At 45.1% G+C, this 24,762-nt stretch carries 17 protein-coding genes and 1 pseudogene; 3 read left to right on the top strand and 15 right to left on the bottom strand.

Features of this window, described 5'->3' with window-relative positions:
- Positions 1-129 precede the first annotated feature (129 nt).
- The 5 genes and pseudogenes from AB3N00_RS02190 to AB3N00_RS02170 all read right to left on the bottom strand — a co-directional run bounded on the left by AB3N00_RS02190 (position 130) and on the right by AB3N00_RS02170 (position 9,765).
- Positions 130-738: a transglutaminase-like domain-containing protein gene (locus tag AB3N00_RS02190; RefSeq protein WP_413033092.1), complete on the bottom strand. Its 609-nt coding sequence runs from the start codon at positions 736-738 to the stop codon at positions 130-132.
- A gap of 133 nt (positions 739-871) precedes the next feature.
- On the bottom strand, positions 872-1,882 hold the full coding sequence (locus tag AB3N00_RS02185) for an NAD(P)-dependent oxidoreductase (protein ID WP_413033091.1): 1,011 nt from the start codon (positions 1,880-1,882) through the stop codon (positions 872-874).
- Positions 1,855-2,007: pseudogene (locus AB3N00_RS02180) on the bottom strand (transposase); the annotation flags it as partial. The gene AB3N00_RS02185 and the pseudogene AB3N00_RS02180, both read right to left, overlap by 28 nt.
- Before the next feature lie 431 nt (positions 2,008-2,438).
- A complete protein-coding gene (locus tag AB3N00_RS02175) occupies positions 2,439-3,101 on the bottom strand; it encodes a hypothetical protein (RefSeq protein ID WP_413033090.1) in 663 nt (220 codons plus the stop codon).
- Positions 3,102-3,381: 280 nt separating this feature from the next.
- Positions 3,382-9,765 carry a GDSL-type esterase/lipase family protein gene (locus AB3N00_RS02170; protein WP_413033089.1) on the bottom strand — a complete coding sequence of 2,128 codons (6,384 nt, stop codon included), beginning with the start codon at positions 9,763-9,765 and terminating at the stop codon, positions 3,382-3,384.
- 263 nt (positions 9,766-10,028) lie between these two features.
- On the opposite strand from AB3N00_RS02170, the gene AB3N00_RS02165 reads away from it, so the two are divergent.
- On the top strand, positions 10,029-10,901 hold the full coding sequence (locus tag AB3N00_RS02165) for an AraC family transcriptional regulator (RefSeq protein ID WP_413033088.1): 873 nt from the start codon (positions 10,029-10,031) through the stop codon (positions 10,899-10,901).
- 192 nt (positions 10,902-11,093) lie between these two features.
- Here the strand turns inward: AB3N00_RS02165 and AB3N00_RS02160 are convergent, their stop codons facing one another.
- The 5 genes from AB3N00_RS02160 to AB3N00_RS02140 form a co-directional block, all read right to left on the bottom strand.
- Complete coding sequence (locus tag AB3N00_RS02160; RefSeq protein ID WP_413033087.1) at positions 11,094-12,293, bottom strand: Ger(x)C family spore germination protein; 1,200 nt, start codon at positions 12,291-12,293, stop codon at positions 11,094-11,096.
- A 635-nt stretch (positions 12,294-12,928) separates the two neighbouring features.
- The gene (locus AB3N00_RS02155; protein ID WP_413033086.1) at positions 12,929-14,611 is read right to left on the bottom strand and encodes a carbohydrate-binding protein; all 1,683 of its coding nucleotides are present in this window, start codon (positions 14,609-14,611) and stop codon (positions 12,929-12,931) included.
- 494 nt (positions 14,612-15,105) lie between these two features.
- Positions 15,106-15,993 (bottom strand): aldo/keto reductase, encoded by an 888-nt coding sequence (locus AB3N00_RS02150; protein ID WP_413033085.1) that lies wholly within the window; start codon positions 15,991-15,993, stop codon positions 15,106-15,108.
- Between the two features lie 259 nt (positions 15,994-16,252).
- The gene (locus tag AB3N00_RS02145; RefSeq protein ID WP_413035170.1) at positions 16,253-17,017 is read right to left on the bottom strand and encodes a glycosyltransferase; all 765 of its coding nucleotides are present in this window, start codon (positions 17,015-17,017) and stop codon (positions 16,253-16,255) included.
- Positions 17,018-17,255: 238 nt separating this feature from the next.
- Complete coding sequence (locus tag AB3N00_RS02140) at positions 17,256-17,945, bottom strand: glycosyltransferase (RefSeq protein ID WP_413033084.1); 690 nt, start codon at positions 17,943-17,945, stop codon at positions 17,256-17,258.
- Positions 17,946-18,318: 373 nt separating this feature from the next.
- On the opposite strand from AB3N00_RS02140, the gene AB3N00_RS02135 reads away from it, so the two are divergent.
- The gene (locus AB3N00_RS02135; protein ID WP_413033083.1) at positions 18,319-18,489 is read left to right on the top strand and encodes a hypothetical protein; all 171 of its coding nucleotides are present in this window, start codon (positions 18,319-18,321) and stop codon (positions 18,487-18,489) included.
- Between the two features lie 11 nt (positions 18,490-18,500).
- Positions 18,501-18,680, top strand: coding sequence for an H-type small acid-soluble spore protein (locus AB3N00_RS02130; RefSeq protein ID WP_175398772.1), 180 nt, complete (start codon positions 18,501-18,503; stop codon positions 18,678-18,680).
- Between the two features lie 250 nt (positions 18,681-18,930).
- On the opposite strand, the gene AB3N00_RS02125 is transcribed toward AB3N00_RS02130, so the two are convergent.
- From AB3N00_RS02125 to AB3N00_RS02105, 5 genes are all read right to left on the bottom strand, one after another.
- On the bottom strand, positions 18,931-20,436 hold the full coding sequence (locus AB3N00_RS02125; RefSeq protein WP_413033082.1) for an alpha/beta hydrolase family protein: 1,506 nt from the start codon (positions 20,434-20,436) through the stop codon (positions 18,931-18,933).
- A 354-nt stretch (positions 20,437-20,790) separates the two neighbouring features.
- Entirely contained in the window at positions 20,791-21,897 is a 1,107-nt protein-coding gene (locus tag AB3N00_RS02120) for a peptidylprolyl isomerase (protein ID WP_413033081.1), read from the bottom strand.
- A 328-nt stretch (positions 21,898-22,225) separates the two neighbouring features.
- Complete coding sequence (locus AB3N00_RS02115; RefSeq protein ID WP_413033080.1) at positions 22,226-23,254, bottom strand: alpha/beta hydrolase family protein; 1,029 nt, start codon at positions 23,252-23,254, stop codon at positions 22,226-22,228.
- Positions 23,255-23,287: 33 nt separating this feature from the next.
- The gene (locus AB3N00_RS02110; protein WP_413033079.1) at positions 23,288-23,929 is read right to left on the bottom strand and encodes a GNAT family N-acetyltransferase; all 642 of its coding nucleotides are present in this window, start codon (positions 23,927-23,929) and stop codon (positions 23,288-23,290) included.
- Positions 23,926-24,726 carry a MerR family transcriptional regulator gene (locus AB3N00_RS02105; protein WP_413033078.1) on the bottom strand — a complete coding sequence of 267 codons (801 nt, stop codon included), beginning with the start codon at positions 24,724-24,726 and terminating at the stop codon, positions 23,926-23,928. Before AB3N00_RS02105 ends, AB3N00_RS02110 begins: the two co-directional genes overlap by 4 nt.
- Between the last annotated feature and the right edge of the window lie 36 nt (positions 24,727-24,762).

Below are 24,762 nucleotides of genomic sequence, written 5' to 3'. Positions count from 1 at the left end.
TCATTTCCTATCTATGTATCTTTTTTTCATTAAACTAACCTGCCCAATAGCATAACAAAAGCAGCCGATCACATGAATCAGCTGCTTTCTTGGTATTATTGAGCTATTTGTTTCCCGTTAGTTTAATGATTACAGTTGATCGGGTAGTCCGTGAAGATACATGTTTATGCAGTCTGTGTTATTCTTCAAAGTTTCGATGGTCTTCATATTTGGAGACTTAAATATAGTCACATACTCAGCTTCGTCATACTCTTTTCGGATCTTAAAAGCAAGTTTTTCTCCATTCAATGAGAACTCTGCTTGGATTCCCGGCTTGTTCCCTCGTGCGTCCAAGCGGATCCATGAATTTGTTTTTTGAATGTAAACAGCGTTTAATGCATGGATACAATAGCCCGTATCCGGAGTATCCCCGATCGTAAGTCGTTGATAACAGAAGCCAGATGGTATGCCTGCTCTTCGTAATATTGCACATAGCAGGTTTGCTTTGGCATAACAAATACCTTCTTTATAAACCAATGTCTCTGATGCCGAACAAGTGATTCTAGAACTCTGGATATCCCAAGAATGGGCAATATGATCTCTGACATATATATATGACTGCCTAATAAAATCTACCTGATCTTTTGATGATGCTGCTAACTCCGAAGCAAGTCCAGCAATTAGCGGATGATCATAATTGACCTCTGCTGTCATGGTCAAATAATCGGTAACGACTTGAGATTCACAGATTAGATTCATTTCATCAACCTCTCTTTTAAATCTCCGTAGCGATTTGCTTCATCTGCATTTGGAGGAAGCGGGCGTATGACCGGGATACGTATAACGGCCAATTGATCGACTGCTCTTTTAATAAAATGAAAAATTATCAGAATTATAACACCTGATTAAGCTTGCTTTCAGGTTCTTCACCGTTTTTTATATGTTTTATATTATTCACAAAGAAATCATATCTTTTTTTATGCAACTTGACGCCATCTGGCATGCCAGCAGTATGGGGAGTAAGTATGACATTACTCAGATCCCTTAGTTCACTGTCAATTGAAAGCGGTTCAGATTCATACACATCCAAGCATGCTCCTGAAATTTCTTTATCTTTTAATGCAGCAATTAGGTCATTTTCATTGACAATCCCACCGCGAGCCGTATTGATAAAAAGTGCGGTATTCTTCATCTTTTTGAATACTCCTTTATCAATCAGTTGTTTGGTTTGCGAATTCAGTGACGTATGTACAGTGACTATATCTGATACACTTACAAGATTATCGAAATCCGTCATTTTTACAAAGCTGTCAGGTTGTACAACGGCATGTCTAGCATTAACCAGCACATTCATATCAAAAACCCTGCAAAACTCAGCTACTTTTTTACCGACAGCACCAAAGCCGATAATTCCTATTGTTTTACCTTTTAATTCACTTCCTGTATAATCCAACTGTCTTTCATCTGTTCTGGTTTTCATGAATCTATCGAGGTAGGGTATGTTTTTATAATAAGACAACATCTTCGCCATTACATGCTCGGCCACTGCCTGCGCATTCACTCCTGCAGCATTAGCTACCCAAATACCTAGTTGCGTGCAGGCATCAATATCTACATTATCATACCCTGCACCCGTCTGTACCAGTTTTAATTTTTGTGCCATGGAAAGTAAGTCGCGATCCACTTTGATATGTTCTGGTATGATTACCTGGCAGTCTACAATATGATGCAGCATTTCTTTTCCCGGCGGCACAATTACAATGTCCCAGTCATTAGGAAAATATTTTTTAATATTTGATTTTGAAATTTGAGTAAAATAGCCTACTATAAGTATTTTCATTGTCAAGCCACCTCCAATTTCTTTGTTTTTACAATAACGACATCGCTCTTTAGCCACTTCCATAAACCTTCAATCAGGTTAAGGTCAGGCGAGTACTTCGGCAGAAAAACAAATTGTAATCGGTGATGCTGCTTCAAGAATTCTTGCACTTGGGCTGCATGATGAATGCGGCCGTTATCCTGGATCATCCACAATATCGACCTAATTAGATTGATTAGAGCCTATACGCAAACCTATTTGATCCACATCCTTATCGAAATCAACGCCAAAAAAGCCTTGAATATGCTCACTGTCTTGTCATAGCTGGTTGCCAAGCGCCGATACTGTTTCACTCGATTAAAAAAGCTTTCGATTAAATGCCGACCTTTTCCAGGTTGTCAGCTGTTCTTCGACATTTGCTCAATAACTCGATCTAATTGGCTAGTCAGATAAGGCGAAACATCGCCTATTCTGGATAATTCTTCTAACAAGGGAAAGGTGTCTCCAGCCCATGGCCCTTGTGGATCAAAAACTTGTCTGCCGATTCGCACGCTGCCTGCTTCTATAAAGGGTTTCAATCGCTCCATTCCCTCAATAAGTAACTCAGTCGGTAGCGGTTTATTCCTGCGCCGGGACCATTCTACCAAGAAAGACATCCCCCGCAATATATCGTATTCAAAGAATCTCGGGAAGCGGGTTGCAGCCAGTCTTTATTGATAATGTTCCCTTCATGTTTAGAACATACAAGACGATGCTCTATTAAATAGCGCGCACCTTCATCTAGAAATACGTCTTCCTGTTCCGTAAAATCGCGGTTCGTATGCCATAAGATAGCTTCTAGAGGAGGAAGGGTAGAGATAATAGAACTCTTATGGGAATGAACGTAAGCATCAGGATCACAGTTCAATCCACCATCAGGTAACTGATATTTCAGTAGCCATTCGCGAATCCAGGGAAGTTCATTATCCAAATCACAGTCATAAGCTTTGAGAATCATATAGTATACGGCAAGTTCACAATGACAGCAATCCATCTTCATTTTATCGCTTTCGCTTGTTGGGTGATCATTGGGAGATATGATGAAGGTCTGCCAGACTTGCGTTTCCAACCAATTCTTAGCCTGGACAATAGCAGATTCAGGAATTTTATCCACTTCCCCCATTTCGTAAATTGCTCCCATATGCCACCATGCCCCATTCCATTTGTGGCGGCTGTGGTCGCCGCTGAACTCTAAGTGCGGGGAAGAATCCAAGAACCTGATCGATTCATCAATTGCTAAACAGATTGTTTGATTTTTCCCCATCTAACCTCTCCTTTCAGGTAGAAAACATGGAATATTATTCAACAAATACTTGTAAATTTCCTTCTTTAGAGCAGTTCCTGTTAATGTAAACTGCCCGTTAGCTTAATCGATGATTCAATGCTTTTGTCCTCAGCTTAGGACATAACATGTACCGTTACAATTTCTCAACATAAACAAAAGTGCTACTCCTCAAAATGATGAGGAATAGCACTTTGTATATGCGTACCTTACTTCAGTTCTAATCACTTATTGTCAAGGAGAATGCCTCAAACATTTCTTCTTACTCTCGTACCGTCACACTTAATTTGGTAGATCTGGTTTCCCCTGAAGAATTACGAAGTACAGCTTCATACTCATAGATTCCAGGTACCCTTCCAGAGAGTGCGGTAACCGCAGACTGTGCACTAGGCGTATGTGATGGCAGCGATTGTGTGTCGATCAAAACACCATTTTCGTAAAGTTCGTATTCGGTTGCGTTCGTTCCCCACCAGAGATTCATGGTGATATTAAAGTTGCCGTCACCGTCCCAGTTGTCGTTCGACAGAACGACTTGCCCCGGGGAAGCATCTGTAACGATGACTGTCAGCGGAACACTCATGGTCGTACCCAGTGCATTAATCAATTCCCCGGTATAAATATAGGTGCCATTTTTCTTTCCAGTAATATCAACTTTAACAGACTGGGCGGATGGTGATTGATCGACCAGAGCAATTTCCTTGATCAATTCACCATTCTCATACAGTTTGAACTGATTGCCGTTATTGCCCCACCACAAATTCATCGTGACAGTGTAGTCACCGTCTTTCAGCCCTGTGTCGTAACCGTTATTGTCAGATAACACCGGAGTGCCAGGGGCTCCGATTGCTAGTGGAGTTGCCTCCTTGAGCCATTCTTCCCACTTAAGCAGCACACTTGCCTGCTCATCCGTAAATACCGTTCCTCTGGCGGCTTGAATGTCATTCCCGTAGGATGCAAGCAGTTGACGCGCTTTTGCTCCTTCATGATCGTTTGCTGCCTGTTTGGCCTGCTGTAACGTGTTCGCAAGCTGATCAGCAAGAACACCGGCATTAGGATCTATCGATTCATTTGCAAAGGTATTGGTCAGATTGATCAGGCTGTCGAACGTAGCAATAATCCCGAAACTGTATTCTACCGTCTGTTCCCTGCCAGCCAAATCGGAGACGGTTGCCGTAACCTGATTCAGGCCGGGTTCCAGTGTATACGCTGGAGTGTTCAGAACCACTCCCGTCGGTTCTGCCACACCGGATACCGTATCGGAGGCTGTATAGCCGATTTCCACGTGCTGATCAATGGTGTATTCTGTTTCACCATGAATTTCAATGATTGGAGGAACGAGATCAATGGATATGGACAACGACTGTTCACTCTCTTGGTTACCATCAACATCGACGCTCCAGTAAGTGATGGTGTGTGTACCCTCTTCACCCAGGGTCAACTGTGTGCCACTCAGCGTTTCACCACCATTGATTTGATAATAGGTCCCTTCAATTTCCGAATCATCATCGCTTGCTGTAAAGGTTACTTGTACTGGAGAAGTATACCAGCCGTCCTTCGATTCTCCTTCCACAGTTGCCTTGGTATGCGGGGCTTCCTGATCCGGTGATTCGCCTTCCAGGGTGACAAAGGCTGACAGCGGTATATTTAATTCCTTCACGAGACGAGCCACGAGTTCAGATACCTTGATTGCACCGTTCATCTGTAAATGTGTATTGTCTTCCGTTGTGCCTACCCACATGAATATCGATTTGGTTCCTTCAGTGCCAAGCTCCTGGAAATACTCCCAACTGGCCTGGTTCAGATCGATGATGAGTGTTTCCGTTTCCTGAGCCGTTTCTTTCATCGCCTGTACGTATTCCGGGAAGCTCTTGTTCAGGATATCCCCGGTAAAATCACGTCGGTTCACAGGCGTGACCAGAACCGGAATTGCCCCTCTTTGCTGAGCACCTTCGATGTACTCTTTCAAATATACCTTAAACTGCTCGGGCGTAAGATATCGCTCCGGACGGGACGGTGTGGAATCGTTATGGGACCACTGCATGAACAGATAATCACCTTCATGAATGTCGAGCAAAATATCATTAAGATATCCGCCGACCAGGAAGGTTTTGCTGCTCAATCCTCCTATTGCCCGGTTATCAATGCTGACTTCATTTGGATCAAAATATCCGCCCAATGTTTCGCCCCAGCCTGCTTGCGGACGATAGTTCTCCGCATAATTGGCCACGGTGGAATCGCTGGCCAAATAAATAACAGGTTTATCGCTTGCACTGTGATTTGGCAGACGCTCCAGTTTCAGCGCATTGATCTTCGGTGCATTTCCGGTGAAGTTGAAGTTAAAGACCCCATCAATCAGGGCAATATCATACGTAATTTCTTTGAATTCGCCATTGGCAATGGTTGTGAGCGGCAGCTTCGTCATCTGCTCTACAACGACATTCGCGCTGGTCGATTCCTCCGCATCCCCGATGCTCATCGTTACCCTGTAATTGGCTGGCTCCATTTCCACCAGGAATGAAGTGCCGTTTACCCGTGTGAAATCCTCCGTAAGCGCATCTCCGGTTTCCCGGTTCTCATCATGGGTCATTGAAGTATCTGCAAAGCCATACCCATTGCCTTCGATGTACGCTCTGTTGGCATCTACCTTGATGTATCCTTCGGCAGCACTGCCAGAACCAAAATCGAATTTATATTCATTAATCTCTTCGCCTGGTTCACTTGTCAATGAATCCTTCGCGACAGTTAACATGTTAAACGCATGGTCAATTTGAGCCTGGGTGGCTTCGGTATTGATTATGGCTTCCGCAGCTGCCAAAGCCCGGTTCACCACGGCTTTTGATGCTTCTGTATATTCCGACAGTTCCAGTGCTTTGATCTCATCGTACAGATCAATCAAGGCCGTTTGATCGCCACCCTCCGAAGGAAGCTGCGTGCCTTCAATCCGCACGTTGTCGATTTGGGTAGTCCAGTTCAGTGTGCCTCCACCGCCTTTTCTCGTCCCCAGGAACCTCATGGCTCTGACGTTGTCCGCATATACTCCGGAACTAAGCCGGATATCTTTGATCGTTTGTGTTGCTGTTGGATCCGCCAGATTCGTTAATGTCAGATTCAGCGTTTTCTCGGCAAAATTAATGGTTGCATCCACATTCACCCACTGGTTCTTGGTAATCTCTGTAGCCGTTCCACCTTCCGGTATCGCTGTATCCCCTGTGCCGTAATCCGGATTATATGCACCGACAAAATAATGAATTTTTGTGCTTCCGGTTTTCGTATACAGCGTGAACAGGGCATTTTCATTAGAATCCTGAACCGTGAGATGACCTTCTGACGGATAGGCACTCACATTACCGGATTGCCAGTCAAAGTTCACGTTCACCTGATCGCCGTTTACGGCATCGAACAGACGGAATACTTTGGCCCGATTGCCTGATCCAGACCCCGTGACGGACAGCACCTTATTTCCTGACTGCTCAACCACCGTTCCAGTCATCGTTCCTCCAATACCAGTGGCATTAACCATCGCATACTGGTAATCAGCAGCGTCGCCTTCAAAATCCTCCTCATAGAGCTGGACTTCCGGCTCCGGCTCGGGTTCGGATATATCAGGGTCGATGACCAGATGAGAAATGCTCAGATCCATATCTTTGACCGCTCCTGCAACGAGTCCGGCAATTTTCTGCGCACCATAGCTGCTGAAATGGGTATTATCGTTGATACCATTCGGGTATTTCGGATATTCACCCGGATTAGCATACAGGAATACTTTCTCCGCAGCTGTATTACCAATTTTGTCGTAGTACGCAATACTTAACTTGCTGAGATCAATCAGCGGCACGTCCTGCTCCTCAGCAACTTCTTTGGCAGCCTGCACGTATGCCGGGAAGCTGACGTTGAATTCCTGAGTCACCGTATTGAAATCTCTGCGTCCAACCGGAGTGAGCAATACCGGTGTAGCGCCGCGCTGTTTGGCACCGTTTACATAGCGAGCTAAGTAGATCTTATAGTCCTCAGGTGATGCATACCGGTCCGGTATCCCTGCACTGGCGTCGTTATGACCGAAGGAAATGAAGAAAAAGTCCCCCGGCTTGATTCGCTGCAGGATCGTATCCAGACGGCCGTCTACCATAAAGGATTTGCTGCTTCGGCCGCCGATCGCATCGTTCACGATCACTGCACCATTTGAGAAATAACGTCCGAACTGCTGGCCCCATCCTTCTTGAGGAGCCTGCATTTCACTGTAAGATTGCATGGTTGAATCGCCGGCCATATAGATTGTCGTTGCCATACCGGCTTCTTTCTCCGGATATTTCTCGATAATAATATTCTGAATGTCTATGGCTGTGCCGGTGAAGAGGAAATCGAGCTGTCCATCCACCAATGCAATGTCATAGGAATACTCCAGCGGTGCTCCGGCTTTCACATTGGTTACAGCGAGCTTTTGGACGAATTCGGATTTAATACCCACGTTCGAATCATGCGCATCGCTACCTAGTCGCAGGGTTACCTTATAATTTGCATTTGGCAGGTCAACGGCAAATGTTGTGCCTGTGTCGACCGAAACCAGGTTTGCCCCTACCGCAATACCGTCCGTATCCAAGAAGCCGTATCCCGGATCTTGTGCGTAGAGTGTATCCTGTATGTTCGTACTTCCCGACGCAGTTTCTGTACCGAAATTAAAGCGGTAGACCGGCTCCGGCATTTCTGCTTCACGCGTCAGAGCCAGATCGGCTTTGGGAAATTCCGTAGCTTCTGCTCCAAGATAAAAGCCCGTATGTGGCGGCTGGTTGTAGGCTACATTTTGCCACGCTGCGCCAAGTCGATACACTGGGTCCTGCATCAGCGTAGGGATGCGATAGTCTGAAGGAATTGTCGTCGTGTAGAGACGATACTCCGAACTATCTTCGCTCCGCAGCAGAAGCTCCTCACGCCAGTCACCCAGAATGTCCGCCTGAAGTGCAGGATTCCCTTTGGTATGGTTGTTCGTTAACGTACCGGTCGCACGGAAGATTTCATTCAGCTTTTTGTTTTCGTAATCCCACTTATAGATGAGCGGAATTCCTCTGGCTGTGCTATTATCCCACTCATGGTCAAACAGCTCCCGCTGAAGATCTCCATCCCACCAGATGGCGAAATTGGCGGTTTTGGGCCCTTCGTCCACAGTGTAGATAGCCTCTCCGGCAGCCGAATAGGTATTGGTTACAGGTACACTTTGCCCGTTGGTAACGGCCGTGGCCCATGATTCGTAGCCCGGATAGTTCGGATCAATGTCCGCCGACATCCCGCGACCGGTGTCGAAACCTGTTTTCTCCCCCCATATAATTTCACCTGTAGCAGCATCGCGCATCTCCAGTCCGTATGCCGCATCCGAATGCTCGTGCACACTTACCACCTGGTAGCCATCCCGGTTCGGATCGAGCTGGCCGGCATGCATGGCGTCGCCGTGGCCAAGTCCGGTGCTGTACATCAAGCTGCCGTCGTCGTCTATAGCCAAGGCGCCAAACATGATCTCGTCCTTGCCGTCATTGTCGGCATCCAGCACACTTAGATTATGGTTGCCCTGCGATTGATATTGTGTTCCTGCTTCGTTCGTGTCGAACACCCAACGCTTCACCAGTTCCCCGCCAACATAATCATAAGCAGCAAGCACGGTGCGGGTATAATAACCGCGGCTCATCACGACACTTGGCTTCGTGCCATCCAGATAAGCAATCGCTCCAAGGAACCGGTCTACACGGTTGCCGTAGCCGTCACCCCATTCGCTAACGTTGCCTCTTGGTGGATCATAATCCACGGTGGATACAGCCGCGCCGGTTTCACCGTCAAACAGCGTGAGATATTCCGGCCCTGTCAGTATGTATCCGCTCTCGTTGCGGTAATCTTTCGCCCCGTCGCCAATGACCGTGCCTTGGCCGTCTTTCGTGCCATCCGCCGTCTTAACAACGATTTCGGCTTTTCCGTTGCCATCCAGGTCGTATACCATTAACTGTGTATAATGTGCTCCGGCGCGGATGTTAACGCCCAGGTCAATCCGCCACAGCTTCGTGCCGTCCAGTTTGATGGCATCGATATAGACATTGCCGGTATAACCGGCCTGCGAATTGTCCTTGGAATTGCTCGGACTCCACATGAAGACGATCTCATATTCGCCATCACCGTCCAAGTCCGCTACGGAAGCGTCGCCAGCATAATAGGAATAGGTTCCACCGTCTTTGGTCCGACCGTCGGCCGGTTTATCCAGCGGAATAGGCAGATAATCGTTATGCCAGACCGATACCACTTCCGGCTGCATTTGCTCCTTGCCCGCAATGACAGTGGAGATCTGATACTGCGAGCTGTCGAAGCCAGTTGTGTCCACATAATTTGTCACATCGCTTATGGGAGATGCGTTTACTTTGGTTCCGTTTTTATATATATTGAAAGCGATCTCATCAGGATCATTATTTAAATACCTCCAGCTTAAAAAAACGCCGTTGTCTACAAGAACCGCAACCAGACCCCGGTTAAGATATTCCGCTTGGCGCCCCGGCAGGCTGCCTGATGACTCTGCACGCACCGGCGCCGGAGGTATGGCCAGTGAAATAACCATAAGGAGTGCTAATAAAGATACAAACATCGATTTCTGGATGGAAACAGTTCTACGATCCATTGGATTAACTCCTCCTTATCTAAAAATTCATTTTTATTCAAAATCTGCCCTACTTGTTGTTTGCCGTTCGCTGTAAATTTGAAGCACGATTCCTTTGTTGCTTGAAACATGTTTTCACTTATCCAAAGGAACACAAACTACAGTCACCCCCCTTTCTATGTTACCGCTTACAATTATCTTACAGGTGTAAAAAAAGGCAGACAATCTAAAAAATGTGACGTATTATATAATATAATTGACTTTTTTAGGCAGGGGATGAAAGTATGGTTCATACGGTCTCTTATGCTTTTCGTAATGACGATACATCAATCATGACGTTAGACTCTATTGGATGGCAGATCGTCTCAAGCGAGGAATATCGCTGTCCAAGTGATAATAGACCGGACCCGGGGCACGTTGTTTTTCAATACACGCTTAATGGTAAGGGTTATCTGGATATTGAAAATCAAACAATCCCTTTACCGAAGGGACATGCACTACTCGTTAAAATCTCCGGAGAACATTGCTATTACTATAAGCAAGAGAATAACGAACCCTGGGAATTTATTTGGATAAACATTCGTGGGGATGAAGCGAGCCGAATTTGGGATATAATCCATGATAATGAGGGGCACGTCATTCTACGAAACGCGGATTCTCCCTTGATCCAAGAGTTATGGCAAATCATCCATCTGATTCATCAAGAGAAAGTAACGGACAAGTATCGCTTGTCCATGCAAGTCTATCAGTGGTTGCTTATCTTGGTGCAGACGAGTCGGGATGCGGAGAGGGATATCGGTGTCCTTTCAATCACAACGATCGAGAAATGTAAAAAGTTCATTCGAGAGAATTATGCTTCCCCATTGACGCTGGATTTGCTGGCCAGCCATTGCGATATCAATAAACACTACTTGTGCAGGTTATTTCAGAAATCGGAGAAAACATCACCGCTAGCCTATCTCAAAGACAGACGGATTGAGGTTGCAATCCGACTACTCCGCACAACGGAACTTCCGATTTCCCAAATTGGCCAACAATGCGGCTTTGAGAGTCCCAGCTATTTCGGCAAAGTTTTTCGGCAATATATGTCCATGTCGCCCAAAGAATATCGCATGAATAAGTTAGAGTTTCCTTACGAGGCTATTTATTATGAATAGCCTCACTCGCTGCTTGCTAGTAATCCGTCAAGCTCTATATGGAAAAATTTTAAACCTTCAGGCTCTTCAGAATAAGAAGCAAAAAGCGAGCGAAGTTGAAAAAACTTGGCTCGCTTTTTTGATTTAAAAATTATTTAGGGTTGACATGTATTTGCGACACCGATTAATGGATCAAGGTTGTCGGCTCCCTCCCTACTCTGTCGACGAACCCTGATTCGTAATTTTGATTTTTATATCATAGGTAATCGGGATTTCACTAAACACTTTATCCCAATCCGGTTTAACCTTTTTCCATACTTTGGGGTATTTAATGCGAAGCCGGTCTCCAAATCCTCCAACGTCTACCTTATACACATGCTGCATTTTGTACAATAGCTGCTGAATCTGTTGTTCAGCCTGGTCGCTAAACTCGTTTTCCAATTCAGCCAAATACTTTTCCGTGCCTTTTTCCTCCGGTGAAGTCCAGTCTTCCATAAACCAGCCATCCGATTCCACCTGAACATGAAAGGAAATGTCATCCCCTTTGACCGTGGGGATGATTTTGCTCTTGGAGTGTCTTATTTCATACGTGATGGTGCTCCCCGATTTTTCTCGGTACGCTTTGGTTAGGCCTCCTGGTGCCTCGCCTTGAATCCAGGCTAACCCTTCTAAATCGGTTTGGCTTAGACTGCCAATCCACCGATTGGTCTTTCCACTATAGATGCCTGCTCCAGAAAATTTATGTTCTCCTTCATATGAAATCACGTTCTGCAATAAATAGCTTGATCCGGACTGCATTGTAGCATCCAATTTGGCAAGCGACATGGCAGGGATTATTTTGTTCGTTCGATTTTCATTGTCAAACAGACCTGTAAGATAGAATGATGGAATTTCACCAGGTTCTTTGGACGACAGTGCTTCCAGTGCTTCCCGGTGACTGACCAGGACCAGACAGCTTGGCCGAATGTCGTTATCCCGCAGCACAAAATCAAGCAGCTGATCCAAACTGTATTTTCTGGACACCTCGGCCGAGACGACGATGACTTTAAGATGATGACCGATCAGCGGTCGATCTCTTCTCAGTGAAAATTGGCGAAAAATTTGAATCAGGGAATCCCCTGTTAATTGTTCGTTAAAATAAGATTTCCCTGCTCCTGGTGATCCCGGTCCGGACTGTTCTTTAGCTGTTCCTCGAGGCACTATTTGTACCGTGGCCGTAATATTGTTTTCTTTAGGGTAGTGTCCTCCCTGTTGATTAACACTTTTTTCAAATGGTGTTTCATTCTCCACATCAATTCCAAGTCCAACATATACACTAAGGTCCTCAATCTCCTTGCTGCTCCAACACCCAGCGGTAAACAGCAGCAGCAGCAATCCGGGCAGCAGCAGACCGATTCGAATGGTTCGATTCAAACGTGCTTCCCTCCCTTCTTACGGATAATGCTGATCAGCAGAAGGGTTTCAACTTCGTTTAAGATCAACCCCTAAATTTCGAAACTTCGCATCAGATCCAGCGTTAGGCACGTGCGGATTTTCATGCCCTCGATGGACAGACTTCCAATAACCATAACGACTGTGATCATATTGATCACAATCGGCACTACATTCCCCAAAGTATTTTTTTAGTTTTTTATATGTAAGAGTCATGCCCATTTTTCCAACTCAGAGAACGTTATAAAGAATTTTGGACCACTTTCTTGCCCAGCATTTCTCTGTACTGTAAACATGCACGTATTTCTGAGTATTGTTTCCACGAATGCTTAAATCATTCTGACTATTTGAACAAAAAAGAATGCCCCTGGTCCGGAACCTGCGCGTCCTAGTGATTATCAGATCATCTTTTTCAAAGTGTGCAAACCTCCTGAGATCGCAATAAAAGACCAACAGCAGGTATCAATATACAAATTACACTTGCTATATGTGATTTTTGAACATTTCGTTATTCTCCTTTAAAAAATGAGTAACCCCCATCCCAGGATACCAGCTAGCGTATCAAGTGCAGAACGGGGGCTTGGCTATTTATTATTTTACATAAGAAATTGGCTCGCTTATTGCGCTGCTGTAACCGTAATGTTATCCACATTCGGCCCTTCTGTGCCGGCTGTTACCACTTTAATGGTATTGCTTCCCGTGTTCATGGGGACCTGAATTGTTTTTTCACTCCAAGTCGACCAGCTTCCGGTTTCCGGGAAAGGTTCGTTGCTGATGACTTTGGTTCCGTTGACGAATATGTCGAGGTTACGCGTTCCGCTTTCCAGCGCATATCGAAACTTTACGTTTTTGGTTCCAGTTATAGCATTATTGATGGCATTCCATTGAATGGTCGAATTTGTCAAGGCGTTGAAGTTAACGTATCCGGAGCCTGTATATCCTGGATAGATTGTTTCAATGACAGCATCGGTAAGTGTGGTATCGGTCTCTGCCTCGTATGAGGTTCCAGTTCCTGGACTACCGCCACTGCTGCCGGTGATATTGGCTACGAACGTGGTTACGCTCTGGGCAGGAAGCTGTGCCGTAAAGGCTCCTCCTGACACTGTAATCGGTGTTCCACTTGCCAGGTTTCGGCTGCTATCCGTAACCCATGAGGATACGATGGAGGCGTTACCGCTCTGCAGAACGAATTTTTGGCTTGCAGCTGATGTGCCGCGATTAATCGCCACAATGACCACTTTGTTATCACCTTTGTAGGCCGAAACGAAAGTGTTGGTATCTGGATTTTTGGTTGCATCTACTCTGCGATAACCTGGCCGTACAAATTTGGAGAAATGAGCCATATTATATCCGCGTTTGCTAATGGTGCCGTCCTCATTCATCGGGCCGTATTGTCTCCGAATGTACCACCATACATATGCCTGGAAATCCCCTTCAACCATGGCGTTGTGCATATGGTAGGATACGTCCAATGCCTCTGGCCAGCGGTCCGCCGAGTTGTTATCACTGTTCGGGTAGTAAACTTCAGTCATCCAGAGTTCTTTGCCGGCTCCTTTTTGCTTAAAGAGCGGGTATGCAAAATCTTTGAACTGGGTTCCATACGTATGTGCTCCCAGAATGTCCATGTTGGCGAGTGCCTGAGGATCATTCAGAATCGGGTCAGATATGTTTTTCAAATACTGGAACGATTCTGGTGCCATGACCTTGGTATTTTGAATGGAGCCAGCATTCTCTTTCATGAAACGAAGGATCTCCTGTGGTGTCCACCAGGTCCAGTCATGGGCATAATCCGGCTCATTTTGTACCGAGATGGCATACAGGTCTACACCATTGTTTTTCATATAAGTTACGAAGTCGTTCAGATGCTGCGCGTACGCGGCATATTTGTCGTATTTCAGTCTTTTGGCGTTTGGATCCCCATTGTGATTAAAGGTTTCAACCATGTCACTCGGAGGATTCCACGGTGAAGCGAATACAAGGGCGCCCTGTTCAATCGCTCTTTTCGCGGTAGCAACCTCTCTGTACCAGTTATTTCTATTTTCGTCGACATAGATTCTCAGAATGGAAAAACCAAGCTGATTCTGTCCGTTGCCAAAGGCCGTTTCACGTTGAGCTGCCGTCAAGTCGCCGATCCAGGCTGGATGGTTAATTCCCCCAAAGCCCTTGATGAGCTGTTTTTCGGAGGCCAAATTAATGTTGGCATCACTAGCTGCTGACACGTGTGTCGAAGTTAACATCAGAGGCAGAGCCGTTAAACAGGCCAGTAAAATATGAACTGATTTTTTTAATTTCAATTTCAATATCTTCACCCTCCTCAACTTATTGCACGAAATGAAAGCGCGTTCAAAAATGTAACTTTTTCAGCAGCCAATAGAAGTTTACTCACCACTTCCTCTCAAATTGCATTAAATGCAAATTATTTAGCTTTATTTGTAAATCTTACTATATTATTCTTTGGGCTAAAACCTGATAGATTATAGTTTATTTGTGGCGGATCTTTTCACTTCAATGACACAGCATGTAAATCCCAATATACGGTATTATAGTGGAATAATATGTAAAACAAGGGGGTATTCAAAATTAGATAAAAAAACATTCCATCTTAAACGACCGTTTCCGATAAAGTATCGGGAAACGGTCTTAGCTTAAAGGTGTCCTATTTAAGGGCTACAACTTACTATTAGGTCATCTAAACCGTTCAAAATCATAATAAAGAATTGGAAATATAACTCTTTGATTTCACATCAAATTGCTATGGCTATCTTGTTGTTCTAACTTAGGCCTAAGAAGGTCCTTACAGCTCCAGATCTGCCGCCCGGGCGTTCGCTTCAACCTGCTCCGGACTTTTGCATCCCGGAATGACGCAGCTAACAGCTGGATGCTTCAGACACCAGGCAAGGGCCCACGATGCCATGTCGACACCTTCCGGAACTTCTTCCTTCTGAATTTCACTCACAAGCTTCAGCTTCTCATCTATCTCTTCCCGCTCGCGTCCTTTTCTGACATTGTCATTGAATACCACGCCCGGCTTGTATTTGCCACTCAGGTAACCGCTGGCCAGCGGGACTCTTGCCAACACACCTAGATCCTGCTCCAGACATGATGGGAATACCCTCTCTTCCGGCTTCTGGTCCAGACGGTTATATACAACCTGAATTGCCTTTGCGTTCAACTCCGTAGCCTTGCTCGTCTGATGCAGATTATCATTGCTTCCGATTGATATACCAAGATTGCGAATTTTACCGGCCTGCACCTGCTTGTCCAGCATAGTCCACAGCTCGTCGTTATCGAACGCCTCATCCGATCCGGAATGGAACTGATACAAATCGACATAATCCGTTTTTAGGGCTTTCAGGGATTCTTCCAATTGAACGCGAATCTGATCCACGCTCCAGGCATTTGTCCAATGTTCATGCCACTGGTGACCGAACTTGGTTGCAATCACCCAATCCTCACGCCGATCCCGGGACATAAAATCGCCGATAAAGCTCTCTGACATATGGTGAGGTCCGTAGCATTCGGCCGTATCAATCAAATTAATGCCCAATTCTTTGGCCCGGTAGAGAATGTCATCGACTTCTTTCTGTGTATAATCCTTGCCCCAGTCACCACCAAACTGCCACGTGCCTACGCCTACGACGGATACATCCAGTTCGGTCATGCCCAATCTTCTGTATTTCATTCTGCTCACCTCAAGATTTAATAAGTTGGTCAAGTGACCGGATTGTACAAATCAATACCTACAGATAACGCTTTCATAATAATGGATCTCTGAAAATTTATCAATCCGCATTCTCGTTTTCTTATCCAAGAAGAGGCCTCCGGTTTTTGAACTCTTCACTAAATACCAATTCCAACTCAAAAAAAGTCGCCATTCAGGCGACTTCGCAACGTTTAGAACTTATCACGTTATTGATGACAGTTGGTAAAGGAGCACACAGTTAGAAGAAGCGGTTCAGGATCTGTTCGATTTCATTTGGCTCTGTTATCTCAGGACCGAAAGCAGCTTTAGGCTGTTTACTGTTGTTCCAAGGCTCCAAGGTACAAGCATCATGAACATTTGCTATTTTCCAGGTCAGTACGTTGTCAAAAGTTGTTCCTGTGTTCTGTCCATGAATATGATTAATCCAGATTGGTTCTTTAATATGAATGAATTCCCTGGGAACCTTATATGCATCGCGCCAGCTATACCGGGCCGCTTGTCCTCTCAAATACTCATCCACATTGGTAATTGTGACACCGTAGCTTGGAAGCCAGAAAAAAAATTTTCCCAGTCGCTTTTGTACCGAGTCGTAGATGTAACCGTATTGCGGTACCAAGGCAACCGTGTCTTTTTGAGGTTTATAGGCGTGCAGCCTTTTGATAAAATCTTGGTGATACATATCGTCACTGGACAGATAAACGCGGTACAAATACTTGAACTCTTGAATATCTTGGATTAGATGAGACTGGTATTCTTTAGGTGTTGCAAAACAGATATTTGAAGGCAGGGGAGGATACTTTTTTAGCATCTCCTGTATAAGCTTCTCTGACTTCGGATCATACAGCACGTAACAGGTAAAATCCTGAGAAGATTGAAGGAGCAGGCTCTTCAATGCATATTTCATGAATAAATCTATTCGGTATTCTATCCAGCTCTTGGTTAGTCGATCCGCTGTCGCTCCCCAATTATTAAAAAGCATTTCTACAATGAGTTTTTTTTCCATAGACACGCGCTTAGCCCTCCTTAGATGTTTAGGGATGATGTAGGATGTGAATAGTATATGAATTTCTAGTAGAACTGCACTGGACAAATTGCTTGGAAATATGGAAACATATTCGGACAAGGCTTGCTAACCACGTAGGTGAATCGTGAAAAGAGAGAGCGGATATTCCGCTCTCTCTTTCTTTTCAAGTTGGGTGACTAATCTTTTTCAACGTATTTGTGTATCAGCCTTGCTCTTGTCAGATCATGAATTCCCGTAATACCTGATCAATTTCGCTTTCGCTCAGCCGGTCTTTAAGTGGAACCTTTTTTACCGAGGTATTGCTGGAATGAACGACATTGATATAATTGCGTGGAGAAAGCAGCTCATGTGGTAGATCGATGACATTCCCATGAGTACCTCTGCCAGGTAACTTGACGCGGTATCCTGAGGCGTATTGCTCCGTTTTATACAGATACACATAAAACTGCGGTGAACGGTGGAACGTCGGTGCCATCTCATTATTAACGCTGTCCCACAAATAACCGTTCTGATTGATAAGTGCCATCGTGTCTGGCTTCGGCTCCACGCTATAAAGCTGTTGAACAAACGTTCTGTGGTATAGGTCATCCGAATCAAGTCTGGCAATATAGATGTCTTCATGTCCTTCTGCAAATGCAAGTATGGCGCGAACGCTCTCGATATGCGTACCAAAACGGATATTTGCCGGCAATGGTTCCTGCTCTGCCAAAATTTCCTGCATCAACTCTCCTGATTCCTTCGAGAGCTTCACTACGGTCAGGAAATCCTGATTCGTCTGTGCCTTGAGACAGTTCAGGGTATACCTGCGAAAAATGTCCATTCTCCGCTCCAACCATACCTTCGTCAGACGCTGCGGGTCGAAACCGTAGTTGTTGAAGTTAATCTCAATCACAACTTTTCTACTCATGTTTCCGCCTCCTCTTAAATTCTATCTTCATCCAAATCTGCCAACTCTATAAGTTATGAAAAACTAAACAAGACGTAACGGACACTTGAACTGATCTTGATGTCAGGTTGGCATGAATCCCCAAAATGTAGATCAAGTTGAAAAAGCAAATAATCGTTTTTATCTCTACACCATCCAACCGAAATAGGTCACTATTTACACCTACTTTCCAATCGGCTTACTCTTTCTGTAAACAGTCCAATTTTCTCGCATCAAATGTAACACCATGGCAATTAAATCTGAGTACAGGAAAAACGATGCATAAGCTCTTATTGTTTGGTGCAATGTAGTGATGCAGAGTTTATAAAGAAATCACAACATGGAGGGATATCTTTTGGCTAAGAGCCAACAACAACAAGAAGCTCATGGAATCGGACAAATCGAACATCAGCTGAATAATCAGATGGAGGCTGCGGCAGAAATTCAAGGACAATCGAAACTCGACCAAGAAATAAAAAAAGCCACCCACCGTCATCCTGATCAATTGAACAAGCGTTCAGAATAAGGAGAATTCTCATGAACAAACAAAGAGCGATTGAAATTTCGGAATCAGCCATTATGAAAAATGTAACTTACCAGGATGCCCCTATCTTTATCCAGCATGTCAATGAAGATGAGACGGCTCGAATCTATCCGATCGGAAACTCGGAGCAGGAAATGACCGTTCCTTTGTCCAGTCTGACTGAGCATCCTTAGAATATGACGGATTAGGAAGGCTATCACCTTGTAAAACATCCTTAAAACTTCTTGGTATACAATAAAACCGGGGCGTTTAAGCTCCGGTTTAACAAAGATTCCAAAAAAAGCCGCATCATGCGACTTATTAGAAGCAATATCTATTCTTTTTGTTTATGAATTTGCTATGGATTCGTGTGGTTCATCCAATAAGAAATAACCTGTCTACTTGATGAGGAGCATATTTAAATTCAGCATCCTGTTCCGTCTTTTATAATAGCGGGGTTACGAACTTCACCTCTGGAAAGCGGCTATCCGGTCCTTTCATTAAGAGTCCAATTTGATTTTTGAGATATTTATCGAAGAAATCCAGCATATAGGCATTGATAACGGAGTTGGCTCTTTCAGGCGTAATCTTTCCTGTAATGCCCAGCAAGCTGAAGATCGGAGAAACGAACTGTACGTCTGCAAAATTCAAATGCTCCATATTATCGATATAGAGTACTTGCCCCCCTTTGCCGACTGTTTTGCGCATCCGTTCAAGCTCCAACTTTTTATCTTCCGTTACTTGATCCTCCCACTCTCTTGTTGAGCCCATACGTTTAAGCTCTGCATCCGTGTAGATCCGGTTATCCATCACCATTTTTAACTTTTCGAAATAGCTTTCCGAGTTGATGAACAAAAACGGCTTTTGCAGTTCCTCTCTGTCACGCAGACGATAAAGCCCTCCATCAAGGTCTATTCCAACCACGATTCGCGGGTCATAAGAAACATCGTAAGCCGTCGCTCCACCAATGGAATGACCGAACACCCCGACATGTCCAAGATCCATCCTCCCTGTCAGATGACTTGGAATCTGCCCCGATTGGATGAGCTCCAATTGGTCCAGCGCAAACGTTACATCATCGGTTAAAACTTTTCCCAGCTTGTCGCGAATTTCTCTTCCCGTCCGATAATCCTGATCTGGCGAAAATAAATCGTTGGTTGCGCTGGTTGTGATTCGACCGTCTGGAAACTCGGTTGCAAATGTATTGTAGGTGTGGTCAATCACGGCCACAATATATCCGTGACTCGCGAGATTTTCGGCTTGCAATGTGTGGAGAAACCTGGAAGAGCTGAAGCCGGGATTCGCAAGGATCAGCGGGTATGAAGTCTGTGCCGAAGAAACTTCAGCCCCCGAATAAGAATGACTGGATACGTACTTCAGGTGCTGAAAAGTAAACCCGGGAAGGCCATAGTCTGCGGCCATATAACGTAAAATCCGGGTATCGGGAATAAAGGGAGCGTACTTGCCGGTGCCAGCTTGAGCCGGATACCATACCTGAACCATCAATTCCCTCTTGCCTGTCGCGGTTTTGCCAAATGTCTCCTCCCGGCTTGGATCGATGAAATGAAAGACTTGCGTGCCTACCTTCAACTCACCGGTTGGCGATGGAAAGTCGAATACAGGAAACACATAGAGGAAGCAGCCCGTTGCGATTAGCCCAATCACGCTAAGAAGTCGGCCCAAAACCCTACGGATTCGCGAGGCAGTTCGAATGACTTTCGTTGTTATGAACACGTCTATAAGCGAAAGCAAAAGCATTAGGACTGTGTATCCGTATAAAAATAAAAGCTGAACCCTATATCCTTCGACAAGCAAATGTATCACTAAAAAAATGGAGCCTGCTCCGCTTGTCAGGAGCAAAGCTGATCTTCGGATCCGTTGATTGAACATGAACAGGAGTGCCAACAAACAAGTACTTGATAAGAATAGCAGCATTTCAAAAAATCTCACGCCAACTCCCCCTCAAAAATAATCCTAACCATGGATTAGTATAGAGAAGCAGCCAGGTTGAAACCATTGATCTAGATGACATTGCCTTACACTCTTGTAAGGTTGAGTGACGTTGGTGCAGAGAAAGTTGTCTAATGTGCCATGTGCCGATTCCTGCCTCTCAGCCGGGGTTGTCTATTTTATAACAAGTTCTTGTTCCGATAAAATAAAAAAAGCCGCTAAAATAGCGACTTCAATGAGACAATATTCTTGTCCACGACAATTATCAATTTGTAAAAAAACAGCTGAAAAATTTAAACCTTGCAATCCAAATTTTCCAGCTGCTTACTTGTTTTTATTCCACCATCGTTACTATTATTCGCTTGTACTGGATTCTGTATTCTGAGCGGAATCTTTGGAATCTGCAGCACCTGTATTTTCTTTTGCTGGCTCAAGTGTGTTGGTAATGGTAGCATTTGAACGCAAATCCGTCATCCAATTGGTGCTGAGTTCACCAACTTGTTGCTCCACCAGTATTTTACGAATATCTTCCTTTTTATCTTCCAGTGTTGGATCTGCTGCTTTTTTATAATCGGTCTTCTTGATAATGTGATAACCAAAATCCGATTGAACCGGGTCACTAATTTCATCGATCTGCATGGAGAAAGCGGCTTTCTCAAATGGTTCTACCATTTCACCTTCTCCGAAAAATCCAAGATCCCCGCCATTCGCTGCAGAAGCTGTATCTGTGGATTTTTCTGTTGCCAGGGCTGCAAAGTCTGCCCCTTCATCCAATTGTTTTTTGATCTCATCAGCTTCTTTTTTCGTTGCCACAAGGATATGGGATGCTCTTACCTGCTCCGGAGTTGCGAACGTCGCTTTGTTCTGCTCATAGTAAGCACTGATATCCTCATCTTTTACTGTCGTTTTCGGCTCTAGTATTTTACGGATTTTCACTTGTACTTCCGTATTTTTCTTGAGCGAATCCATTGTCATACCTGATTGAGAAAGCGCTGTGTTAAGTCCTTCTTCACCGCCATATTGGGTTTTTAGCGATTCAATCTCGGCATTCACATCTTCTTCAGTAACAGACACGTTAGCCTTTGCTGCCTCTTGGTCTATTAATTTCATAGTAATCATGCTGTTTAATGTACTCTCGCCACCAAGAGATACCAATTCATTGTATAGCTCGTCCTTTGAAATGTCAGTCCCATTGACCGAAGCCACAGACTCCCTGCCCCCACCAAATGGTGGATATACGATTACAATGATAAGTGCAGCAGCAAGTATTCCCGAGATTACCATCCAGACCACACTGCTTTTCCCTTTAGCCGCCTGTGGATGAGTCTCTAATGAATTTTGTTGATTCTCCTCTTTTAGCATTTCCGGTTCCAAAGTTGTTTCTTGCTGTGTTTCCTGCTCTTCTGTCAAAGAATCTTTCATTTCTTCTTCATTGTCTGGCGACGGCTTGTTATTATCCATTAAATTTATAATCCCCCTTCGGTCTTTTCCATATTAAATATAAAGTATTTAGAAAATAAAACCTTAAAATAATATAAAAAATATCATATACATATGAATTAGTTTCAACTCTATGTCCTTTTCTCTCATTCCTCAATTCACCACTATAGCCATCATTACGCCACGTTCTAGAGACTTGTTTTTTACTGCAGAGTACAGCTTATCGTTGACCATGATCCATACCTAAGATGGCAATGGCTTTTGCAAATTTAGGCCGACTATCCTCCCGCTCCGCACCTCCAGTTCCATGTCTTACTCTCCCGGTATCCATACGCTATAACTTTTCACTTTAAGGCTGTATCTCTTGAATTGGTTGAACATTTTGCAAAAAATCCGTAATTTCATCCATGTAACCCTTCGCAGTAATGCTTCTCGGCGCAAACAGGCTGATTAATAATGCACGCGTCGGCGAATCGGCTGTCGAGGTGGAGAGCATGGAGTGCTCCGTGTCGGACAGCACTTTAACTCGCAGTAATTCGGATGGTGATACATGTTCCCTGTAAACCTTCTCTGTTTCTTTCACATCTACGTTAATATCCTGATCACCGAGGATAAGCAGAACTGGAGAGCTAAAATTCGCAATATCGTTTGTAGCATCAGCAGTATAGTTCTGACTTACAAACGTCCAACGTTCCCTGGACATGGCATGTTTTTGACCCGCAGCGCTCCTATATTCATCATAAGAGCTGCCAGCCTTTAACAGATCCTTAATTCGGTTATCGTCGATCACCTTCTGCTCAATCTCATTGAAAGACCGTCCTTCCTTCGCCATTTGACTGCGCGTATTGTATTCTCCCTGCGTAAGCCAGTTGATTGCCGGAGAAACGAGAATGCTAAAAGCTAGCTGTTCTTTGCCGGCTAGTTTAGGAATAACCCACCCTGCCTGGCTTGCCCCCCATACGCCTATGCGATTCACGTCGATTGCTGGTTGCTGCCTCGCCCAGGCCAACGCTTGCTGTGCTTCCTCCACCCGATCATCCATACTCTGGTCTAACCAGTTGCCTTCCGATCCACCGATGCCCCTCTTGTCGAGCGAGAGTGAGGCATAACCAAGCGCAGCAAGCCGCTCCCAGAGCGGTTTATACCCGTCATCGTGTGTCGCATCGATTGGGCCGTCTCCATGAATGAACAACACTAGACCAACCTTGCCGCTATATTTCTCGGGTAACGTTAGTACGCCCGTCAGTTTGCCTTGAGGCGTATCCATCTCCACAGCTTGTTGGACCATATCAAAGCTGTTCTGCTGTAAAATATACGCGCCGGTTCCTCCCAACAGCAGCAGGATGATCAGGAGCGAAATTCCCCATTTTTTTTTCATCTCTCCTCTGCATTCCTTTCTACGCAAGTATGTCTACCCTTCATGAATCATGTAATTCCACTCTTGCTCGCCAAATAACCACGCCATGAATTGGCTGCGCTGAACGTCCTTCGTACAGAATCCCATCCGTTCATACAGACGTTTGGCTCCAACGTTGCTGCCCGATACATGCAAGCTTGCATATCGGATTTCCGGCCTTGATGCTGCTTCGCCGAGGCCCCAATCCAGCATCATTCTCCCCACGCCCGCTCCCCGAAACCGTTCATGGACAGATACGTCAGCAATATACAATTCTCCACTCACCGGACGATGTCTCAAACAGGCCAATCGCACAGCAAAACCTAACGCTTTTCCCCATCCAACTTCTTGAATCCCTTCCCACAAGCGGAGCAGATCCATTGCTGTTGTACTTGGACGCGGCTCACCTGAACGAACCTGAAACTGAAGTGACAGGCTGCCGATGACAGATCCTCCCTGTATGGCAACAATACGCTCACCTTCTCCCCGCTGCTCATCCAGCACAAGAAATCTTTCTAACAACCACTGCAACTGCGCGTTATTTAGCCCTGTCCCAAACTGAAATTTGCTGCAAAATCCTTGTTGTAGCAGTTCGCTGACTGAGACTTTGTGTTCCTCTTTCATTCGCTCCATATGAATGGCGGGAATCGTGGTCATCGACTCTCCTCCCCTTTCGTAGCATCACTGCCTTTGCGATCAATTCGCGCTAGCAATTCGTAATGTATGCTTTCTTGGGTGAACAGAGACAGGTACGACTTTTCCACGAGGATTTGTGGTCCGGTTAAAATAAGAGAGCTGCTATCGGCGAAAGCCTGGAATTGATTGAAGCGTTGTTCCAAGCCTTCTTCGCCATGTATCGAGAACTGGTACGATAAATACTCGCCAGCTGGCAAAACCATGTCTCCTTCCATGTCGTACACTTCCGTGCACAGCAGTACGCGGCCTCCTCCCTCATATATGTAATGAATGTCCGCTTCAAACAACGCTGGCAGCGTATCCCCCTGCTGGACCAACATTCGAGCATCCAGTTCCGTCTCGATGTCTGTCTCGAACCATGAAGACAGAACAAGCTGATCTCGTTGAGTAATTCGGAAGGAATCAGCCTCCTGTTCATAGCGCTCATTCTCATCCAAGACCTTACAGATAAAACCGCTTAACTTGTCCAGGCGATCTATCTCGGCTTCCATCTTGGAAACAGACTGCACAAGCAACCGCTGCATGTCGTCCGGCGTCCCTTCATCGTTCCAATCCCGGATGACTTGTACGGACAATCCCACCTTACGGAGGAGCAAAATATGTGCCAGCTGATACATCTCGTTGATGCTATACATCCGATATTGATTTTCATCGATATAGGACGGGAACAATATGCCTTTTTCCTCAAAATAACGAATTTGATGGACGGACACGCCCATCAATTTTGCTAACTCGCTAATGGTGATTTCCTTTTTCATCGGTTTTTCCTCCCCCAGTCCCTTGAAAACAAATTA

The sequence above is a fragment of the Paenibacillus xylanilyticus genome (assembly GCF_047246825.1).
Lineage (GTDB): Bacteria > Bacillota > Bacilli > Paenibacillales > Paenibacillaceae > Paenibacillus > Paenibacillus xylanilyticus_B.
Note: the sequence above shows the minus strand (reverse complement) of the source record. Positions and strands in the feature narration are given on the sequence as shown.

Excerpts from the sequence above, each read along its gene's own strand:
- AB3N00_RS02140 (WP_413033084.1), bottom strand. The coding sequence starts at position 17,945 with ATGAGTAGAAAAGTTGTGATTGAGATTAACTTCAACAACTACGGTTTC.
- AB3N00_RS02175 (WP_413033090.1), bottom strand. The coding sequence starts at position 3,101 with ATGGGGAAAAATCAAACAATCTGTTTAGCAATTGATGAATCGATCAGG.
- AB3N00_RS02105 (WP_413033078.1), bottom strand. The coding sequence starts at position 24,726 with ATGAAAAAGGAAATCACCATTAGCGAGTTAGCAAAATTGATGGGCGTG.
- AB3N00_RS02170 (WP_413033089.1), bottom strand. The coding sequence starts at position 9,765 with ATGGATCGTAGAACTGTTTCCATCCAGAAATCGATGTTTGTATCTTTA.
- AB3N00_RS02150 (WP_413033085.1), bottom strand. The coding sequence starts at position 15,993 with ATGAAATACAGAAGATTGGGCATGACCGAACTGGATGTATCCGTCGTA.
- AB3N00_RS02110 (WP_413033079.1), bottom strand. The coding sequence starts at position 23,929 with ATGACCACGATTCCCGCCATTCATATGGAGCGAATGAAAGAGGAACAC.
- AB3N00_RS02115 (WP_413033080.1), bottom strand. The coding sequence starts at position 23,254 with ATGAAAAAAAAATGGGGAATTTCGCTCCTGATCATCCTGCTGCTGTTG.
- AB3N00_RS02165 (WP_413033088.1), top strand. The coding sequence starts at position 10,029 with ATGGTTCATACGGTCTCTTATGCTTTTCGTAATGACGATACATCAATC.
- AB3N00_RS02185 (WP_413033091.1), bottom strand. The coding sequence starts at position 1,882 with ATGGAAGTGGCTAAAGAGCGATGTCGTTATTGTAAAAACAAAGAAATT.
- AB3N00_RS02120 (WP_413033081.1), bottom strand. The coding sequence starts at position 21,897 with ATGGATAATAACAAGCCGTCGCCAGACAATGAAGAAGAAATGAAAGAT.
- AB3N00_RS02130 (WP_175398772.1), top strand. The coding sequence starts at position 18,501 with ATGAACAAACAAAGAGCGATTGAAATTTCGGAATCAGCCATTATGAAA.
- AB3N00_RS02145 (WP_413035170.1), bottom strand. The coding sequence starts at position 17,017 with ATGGAAAAAAAACTCATTGTAGAAATGCTTTTTAATAATTGGGGAGCG.
- AB3N00_RS02190 (WP_413033092.1), bottom strand. The coding sequence starts at position 738 with ATGAATCTAATCTGTGAATCTCAAGTCGTTACCGATTATTTGACCATG.